A 7,698-nucleotide genomic window follows, 5' to 3' on the forward strand; every position below is an offset into this window, starting at 1 on the left:
TTGGGTCAGCCCAAAAGAAAAGGCTAAAAATGCTTGGGTTGGGTTTTGTTTGTGATAGACCAAAATAAAAAAAAGCTTTTCGGCACAGCTACCCAATATTTTTGTCGCTCTTGGACTATATTTGTTGTAGCGAGGTGTCCCATCGAGCTTGTATTTGGCAATATAATCCTCAAACGCAGACTCAAACTTGCTCAACAACACCTCAAACTCTTCGGGAAGCAAAGAAGTTAAGGCACGAAACTGCTTTTCGTCTTTTTGTAACTCGCTGATTATCAAGGAATTGTACATGTTAGAAAAATAAAAGCGTAAAACAACGCAAAGATAACAAAATTCCGTTCATAAACTCTAATATAATTAGGTTTTAGCAGTGTCTTCAAGTTTGAAAAGATAGGACTTGCCCCAAAACTCAACCTCACTGCGAAAAAGGGCGGCGGTTTTTCGCCTATTTTCATAGGAATCAGACCAAAAAAACTTTCGCTTCTTTTTGGTATATTCGCCAAGATTTGATATTTTTGGCAGGATTAAGCCTTTTCTTTTCTACCGAAAGCCTTTACAATGGCAAAAGTATGGCTTTTCACTTCTTACTTTCCTGATTCTCACACCTTTTTAGATAACATGCAAACAAAAGACGACAACAATTCGCCCCTCAATATCGAATTAAGCGAGGAAATTGCCGAAGGGCAGTACAGCAATTTGGTCATGATTGCCCATTCAGGCAGCGAATTTATTTTCGATTTTATTCAAGTGATGCCCGGACTTCCTAAGGCAAAAGTCAAATCGCGCCTTATCCTAACACCTGACCATGCCAAAAGGCTTTTAGGGGCATTGCAAGAAAACATCGACCGCTACGAAAGCACTTTTTCACGCATTAAATTACACGACGAAGAAACAACCTTCCCTACTAACTTTGGTGGCACAATAGGCGAAGCCTAAGCCTCCGCCAAAAAGCAAAAGATGCCGCTACAAACCAATTAAAGCACCTACCAAACTTATTTTCAGCCCAAAAAGGCGGAAGGTAAAAATAAGGCGGTCGCTTTTTTTTGAACCGAAGCCTTTTGCTCACGTTAGGTCAGGCTTTAAAAAAGAACAGATGCCGCCCTGCTACGCTTTTTGAACAAAATCATGACGTTTTACAAAGCCTTGTAACATTGTTTTTTTTGTTCAACTGCGTTTTTTTTACTTATTTTGGAAAAAAAATAGCTACCTTGCCTACCAAAAACTGTACGCAGAACCCTTTTGTCCGTTTCTCCATTCTTCTTTACTTTCCTAAAAAAACAATACTTTTATGAATAAGAATATGACACGCTTTTTTTTCACCCTTCTTTTTGCCCTAACGCTGGTAGGGGCTTTGCCCGTTAGCCTTTCCGCACAAGATTTACCCGATATTATCAAAGGCACTTTTGGCAGCAAATACGCAGGGGTAAAGGTCATTAGCTACCTGCCTTTGAGTTCGCTCCATAGTGTTATCTTCGAGGAAGCCAATACAATTAAAGTTGCCAAATTTGACGCAGCAGGAGCTTGGATAGAAACCGTAACAACGCTCAATCCGCAGACTACGCCCCCGAAAGTGGCTGATTATCTGGGCGAAAAGCACGCTGGAAAGCAGCATCATGTCCGAAAAGTAGAAGACAAAAGTGGTGCGACTACCTTTGTCGCTTTTGTGAACGAAACCACTGCCGTCCGCTTTGATAAAGATGGCAATCTGACAAAAGAAGAAGCCATAGACCCTCTCGATAGCGAACTTTTAAGTCAAATCAAATGATAAGGCTTCTAAGCCCATAAAAGTTGAACAAACAAAAAAAGCCCGCCTAAGCGAGCTTTTTTTGTTTAAGGCTGTGTAAAATTACTGTGCTTTTTTGGTAGCGCAGCAGCCTGTCTTGCCTCTTGAATTTGACACTTTGTCGGGTTAAGTGTTTGATTATCAAGCAGTTGCTTTTTTTAGTAGCACTACATTTTAGGCTAAGTATTTGGTTATCAAGTTCTTAGTGGTCAGGTCGGGCAGTCTTTTGATTTGTAAATATTTAAGGATTTGTTCCGTGTGATTATTAAACACAGAACGGATATAAAAATCTTCTTTATTTTGTCTTATCTAAAAGCGTTGTTTTTACTGTTTGGGGCAGATTTTTCAATCGTCCGCCCAGCAAAAAATCGTAACCTGCTCCCTTGACTGCCTGACAATTAGCAGCATTTAGCCTGCCACTATCGGCTACTACAGTTATCTTGTTAAGATTATATAATTGCTTTAATTTATCTATTTTTTTGACCAAAGTATGTCCTTCATACTGATTCCCTGCATACAAGCCGTAGCCAAGTGGCAATGCGTTCTTGTCTAATAATAATCCTAAAATAACTTGTGTTTTACCAATTTTACCATCTTTACTAAAACCTTTCTGGCGCAAGGCTTCTTCTACTACTACTTCTGAATCGAAATAAAAGGTCGTAACATCATAAAAAACTAAGTCTAACTCATAAGATTGTAGTTGCTTATTTTTTTGAAATACTAATTTTTGTAGTTCTGTACTATAAAGACTAAGTTTATCTAAATTATGATAAAAATGTTGAAGAGAAACAGACTGCATATCTAAAAAATCACTTTGTGTTTGATAAGTTGCAGATACGAAGATAATACTCGCCCCCTTTTTTGTCTTTGCGTAGAAATGCCATCTGTTCTTAAAATAAGTCTGTTTTGATTCAAAATGCAAATTTAGTGAAAAAAAACGACTTTTCCAAACTTTTTTCGCACTACATTTTTTTGCCAAAAAGTGCCTATACTCGCTCCTTTAGGCGTTTTACCTCTTACAAGTGTCAAACTCAAGAAAAACCTGCAATTTGGGAAATCAACGTTAAGACTTTTGAGTTCAAAAAGATAAGAGATTTTAACGATTATAAAGACCAAGAATATTCAGAGAATGTGAATTGGTAAAATGAAGATTAAAAAAATCTGCGCGGACTTTTTTCGCCTTACAAGTGCTGTAACAACGCCAAAAAAAGACAACAAAAGTTCTGAAAGCATATATGACTTTTACAAGTTCAAAACTTTACTTTATTTTGAAACCAATAATCAAATTGTCGTCCGTTTGTTTGTGGTTTCCTTTCCAAAGTTTGAAGGCACTTTCCAATTTTTCCAACTGTTCGGGCAAGGGCAAATAGCTATACTCCAAAAGAAATTCCCTAAACTTCTGACTCATAAACTTTCTACCCTGCTCTCCGCCAAATTGGTCTTGAAAGCCGTCGGTAAAGAGATAAAAAGTGTCGTTTTTTTCATATTTGAAAATGGTATCTTCAAATACTTTATTTTTGTAATGTCCTGCACTTCCTATCGGAAATTTCGAACCCTTGACAACCTGCATTTCTCCGTCGTGAGTATAATAAAGTGGATTTTTAGCTCCCGAAAAGGCAATTTCCTGCCTTTCAGAATCGATAATGACCACTGACATATCCATGCCATCTTTTTGCTCTTCGTTGGGATTGCTATTGCGAAAAGCCGCCGCTATTTGCGCATCTAAAGCATAAAGAAGTTCGCTTGGTGAAGTAATTTCGCGCTCTTTTACAATCTGATTCAAAATAGAAATGCCCATAACGGTCATGAAAGCACCGGGTACACCATGCCCTGTGCAATCTACGGCTGCTAAAATCACGCGCTTAGGCAGAGGATAAAACCAATAGAAATCGCCGCTGACGACATCTTTGGGCTTGTAAAAAAGGAAAAAATCTTGAAAATGAGGTGCAATATCGCTCACTTTTTTAAGCAAAGAATTTTGTATTCTTTGCGCATATTTGATGCTATCAGAAAGCTGCTCGATGCTTCGCTCTAAGGCTTGATTTTGTGCCGCCATCTCCTCTATCGAAAGGGCGCGAATAAAGGCAGAAACCGCCTGCTCGGTAAAACGCTCTAATTGTTTGATTTCGCGCGTTTCAAATTTTTTATTTTTATCAAAATCTAAAACTAAGAGTGCAGAAAGTTTGTTTTGCAGTTTGATAGGCAAAACCAAAGAAAAACAAGGGCGATAATTTTGGATAAAATAAGGTATTCCTTCTACGGTATATTGTTTGTAAAAATGCGTACCTACTTCTAAACTATTTTTAAAGTAAGAAGTAATTGTTTTAAATGAAAACAATGCACCTTGTATATTTTCTTGGGAGTAGCCATGAAGTGCCGCCAACTCAAAGGTATAATCTTGGTCGGAATAGAGTAAAAAATAAGCCCTATCGCAATTATCAAAAAGCGTAACGCCCTCACTTAGAAGCACTTGCAATACACCCTCGAACCTACTTTCGGTATTAATACGCGCCACAATGCGATTGATAATTTCCAACTCCTCGGCTTGCTCCCGAATTTGATGGCTTTGCGAAAGCCCCTCTTGCAACGCATTTTCTACACGCAGTTCCAACTGTTCGGCTTTTTTATTGGCAAGACTGATGCGCCATTTTGTGATAGAATAAATTACAAGCAAAACTAATACGGCAATAAAAACCCAAAAAATAACGCGCTGTTGCAAAAGCGGCTCTACCTGAATTGGAATCTCGATGCCCTTTTCGTGCCACGTACCATCTGCATTTGCCGCCGTAACCCAAAAAACGTAGTTGCCCGGTGGCAGTTTGGGATAGCTTACGCTCCGCTCCGCCGTTTGGCGAGGTTGAGAGTCGTAGCCTTTGAGCTGGTAGCGAAAGCGAATATTGCCTACCGATAAAAAGCTAAGTGCCTCAAAATGAAAAACATACTGATTATTTCCCCCATGAAAAACAACCGCCTCTCCTGCTGGCGGCGATAATTCTTGGCGTTCGCTGGTTTCGATACGCAAAATTTGTAAAAGCGGCGTGAGCCTATTGCGGCGAATTTTGGGGGCTTGTGTGGGCAAAACCGCTACCCCTTCGGAAGTTGCAACCCAAAGGCGATTTTGACTATCGATAAAAGCCGCAGGCTGGGAAAGCGAAGCCGTTTCGCTACTACGAAGTCCGTCCTGCTCGTCAAAGTGCCAAACCGTTTGTAGGCTTTTTTTCGCCCCTTCGTTTTCAAACCATTCCAATAGTTCTGACTTTTGGATAGCGAAAATACCATCATTGCTGGTTATCCAAACTTTATTTTCTATATCAATATTCAAACTATGAATGGCATCTCCAAGAAAATCTTGGTCTTTGTGTCCCTTTTCATAATGCTTGTGTGCCTGCCGAATCTGACGCAATCCCTTTTCATCTAAAATAGCCAAACCCGCCTTTGTGCCTATCCAAAGGGTACTGTTTTGCTTTTGCGCGTCATATTCTTCGTATAGTGAAAGAATGAAATTATTGGGCAAACCGTCTTGTGTGGTGAGCAAATAGGAACGCCCATTTTGTTTGCTATCCAAAACGGCAAGTCCTTCTTCTGTACCGATATAAAGCAAACCTGTCGGACTTTGATGCAAAAAAGTAATGGCGTTAGTAATAAACGTATTTTGAATAGAAATATTTTCAAATTTCCCTTCTTTAAAATAGCTAATCCCCTCGATAGTGCCTATCCAAAGTCCGCCATCGAGAGCAGGCGCAAGAGCGCGGACAGCATCATTGACCAAACCATTATGAATATGATAGCTCTGAAAACGGTTATTTTTTCTATCAAATTTAGCGATACCGCCGCCCAACGTTCCGACCCAAATCGTACCTGCCTTGTCTGCCGTAATGCTGCGAATGTGCGTTCCGCCCAAACCTTCTTTGGTGCTATAATTATAGAGTGTATCCTTTTTAAGCAAGCTCAATCCGTTGTTAGTGCCTACCCAAATTTCCTTTTCCGAACTTGCAGAGTCTTGATGCTCGAAGATACAATTTGTGAGTTTATCTGCCAAACCTTCGGTTTCAGAAAACAAGGTAAATTTTCCTTCAAAGAGTTGTATTAAGCCGCCTCTTTCTGTCGCAATCCAAAGGCTTCCTTCCCTATCCTGCCAAATTTTGAGAATGGTATTGCTTGGAAAACCGTCTTTGACGGAAAGCCAGTCGATGGTTGCTGTCTTATTTGGGTCAGATTTACTTGGGTTAGATTTATGGGCTTCTTTTGGCTCTACCCTACGTCCAACTCCCTGATTTTCAGTACCTATCCAAAGCGACCCCCTTGCATCAAGATAGAGCGTGGAAATGGCATAAGGCACAATTTTTTCGAGCGTCTGCGGCTCATTTTGGCTCAAATCCAATAAAAACAAACCTTCCTTTGTGCCTATCCAAAGCTGTTCGCCTTTCTGCGCCAATGCGCGAATGGAAAAAGTAGCAAGCGATTCTATTTTAGAAAAAGTATCATTTTCAGCATCATATAGAAAAAGTCCCTCTTTTGTCCCTACCCAAAAACGATTCTGATGGGCATAAAGGGCGGTAATGGGCGCAAGTGGTAAGCCATGATTTTGGTTATAGCCCCGAAAAACTTGGCGCGTGTATTTAAAAAGTCCTCCTTCGGTTGCTATCCAAAGTTGATTTTGAAAGTGTAATAAATCGTGAATAGATTGGTTCAGGAGTTGGTCTTGCGTTGTGAAGGTGCGAAAATAGCCACCTCGATAGCGCACAAGCCCTGCCGTTGTACCTATCCAAAGGTCTTGGTTTTGCTCACAAAAGGCGGTGATATGATTTTGAAGCAGTCCCTTGTGTGTGGCAGTGTTGAAGGTCTCGAAAGTAACGCCGTTGAATTTGGCAAAACCATTAAGCGTGCCAACCCAAAGATAGCCGTCCTGCGTTTGTAAAAGTGCCTGCACCGAATTTTGAGGCAAGCCATCTTCTTTTTGCCATTGCTGCCAAATAAATTGTGTTAGCTTTTTTTCGGGGTCTAAATAAAGAGAAGTAGCCGTTTGTGCCTTCAACTTTGGAAAGAAAAGTACAAGAAAAAAGAAAGCCCCAAAGGGTAGCTTCTTTTGCAAAAAAACAAGCATTTTTGGAAAAAAAAAAGCGGTAATATTGTGAGGATAGTTTCAAGGTAGCAATGTTGAAAGCGTGTGAAAAGCGGCAAAAGAAAAAAGATTAAAAATTGGACAAGGGCGCAGGGGCAGCATCTTTTTCCAAATATAAAACATCTGCTTCAAAAAAATTGCCTTTCTCAAAAAAACTCGACCAAAAGGGCGATTTTTCCCACCAAAAGCCCATTTGGGTAGTTGCGGTTTCAAAAGACTTGCGGATTCTAAGGCTTTATGAGGCAAAAAATAAGAAGGCTTCGTTTTTTTTGGACAATTAAAAAATAAGCCCTATCTTTGAATAGCACTTTGGCAAAAAAGAGCCGCAGGTGCAGCCAAATAAGGTCAAGTTCTGTGAAAAGCCTTGTTTTGTCAAATTTGGACTTAAACCCTAAGGGTCTTGAAGACCCTTAGGGTTTGGGGCATAGGACAAGGCAATGCCTTATCCCTGCATTTGCACCTGATTTTTAAAATTTAACCTTTCTGAAATAAAGCCCTCTTGTGTGTATTTTTGTGTTCTCTTTATGCAAAACGCGCAGCGTTGTTACAACGGTCAGAAAGTCAAAAAACGGGGTTTTGTGCTTCGCGCAAACCTCCTGAACCCCCACCCTGCCCTCCCCCCATAGGGGAGGGTTCGAAAACCAAATCATTTTTTTGCATAAATACAAAAAAATGATTCCGAATCAAAGCCCCGCCATATAGGGCAGTAATGTTAAATTCTAAAAATTAAGTTCGAATGTAGGGACAAGGCATTGCCTTGTCCGTAGTGAGATTGAAATAAAAAAGGATTTTCAGA

At 40.1% G+C, this 7,698-nt stretch carries 5 protein-coding genes; 2 read left to right on the top strand and 3 right to left on the bottom strand.

Annotated features, from left to right (window positions below):
• On the bottom strand, positions 1-288 hold a 288-nt coding region (locus G500_RS22830), incomplete at its 3' end, for a transposase family protein (protein WP_161626103.1).
• Between the two features lie 327 nt (positions 289-615).
• Between G500_RS22830 and G500_RS0107805 the strand changes: the two genes are divergently transcribed.
• Together G500_RS0107805 and G500_RS0107815 are read left to right on the top strand one after the other, a co-directional pair.
• The gene (locus G500_RS0107805) at positions 616-933 is read left to right on the top strand and encodes a DUF3467 domain-containing protein (protein ID WP_027002160.1); all 318 of its coding nucleotides are present in this window, start codon (positions 616-618) and stop codon (positions 931-933) included.
• 352 nt (positions 934-1,285) lie between these two features.
• Entirely contained in the window at positions 1,286-1,762 is a 477-nt protein-coding gene (locus tag G500_RS0107815) for a PepSY-like domain-containing protein (RefSeq protein WP_027002162.1), read from the top strand.
• 313 nt (positions 1,763-2,075) lie between these two features.
• Here G500_RS0107815 and G500_RS0107820 read toward each other — a convergent pair whose 3' ends face one another.
• Positions 2,076-2,579 carry an IS1634 family transposase gene (locus G500_RS0107820; RefSeq protein ID WP_027002163.1) on the bottom strand — a complete coding sequence of 168 codons (504 nt, stop codon included), beginning with the start codon at positions 2,577-2,579 and terminating at the stop codon, positions 2,076-2,078.
• Positions 2,580-3,038: 459 nt separating this feature from the next.
• Positions 3,039-6,884 carry a two-component regulator propeller domain-containing protein gene (locus tag G500_RS0107830; RefSeq protein ID WP_027002165.1) on the bottom strand — a complete coding sequence of 1,282 codons (3,846 nt, stop codon included), beginning with the start codon at positions 6,882-6,884 and terminating at the stop codon, positions 3,039-3,041.
• Positions 6,885-7,698 lie beyond the last annotated feature (814 nt).

The sequence above is a fragment of the Hugenholtzia roseola DSM 9546 genome (assembly GCF_000422585.1).
GTDB lineage: Bacteria > Bacteroidota > Bacteroidia > Cytophagales > Bernardetiaceae > Hugenholtzia > Hugenholtzia roseola.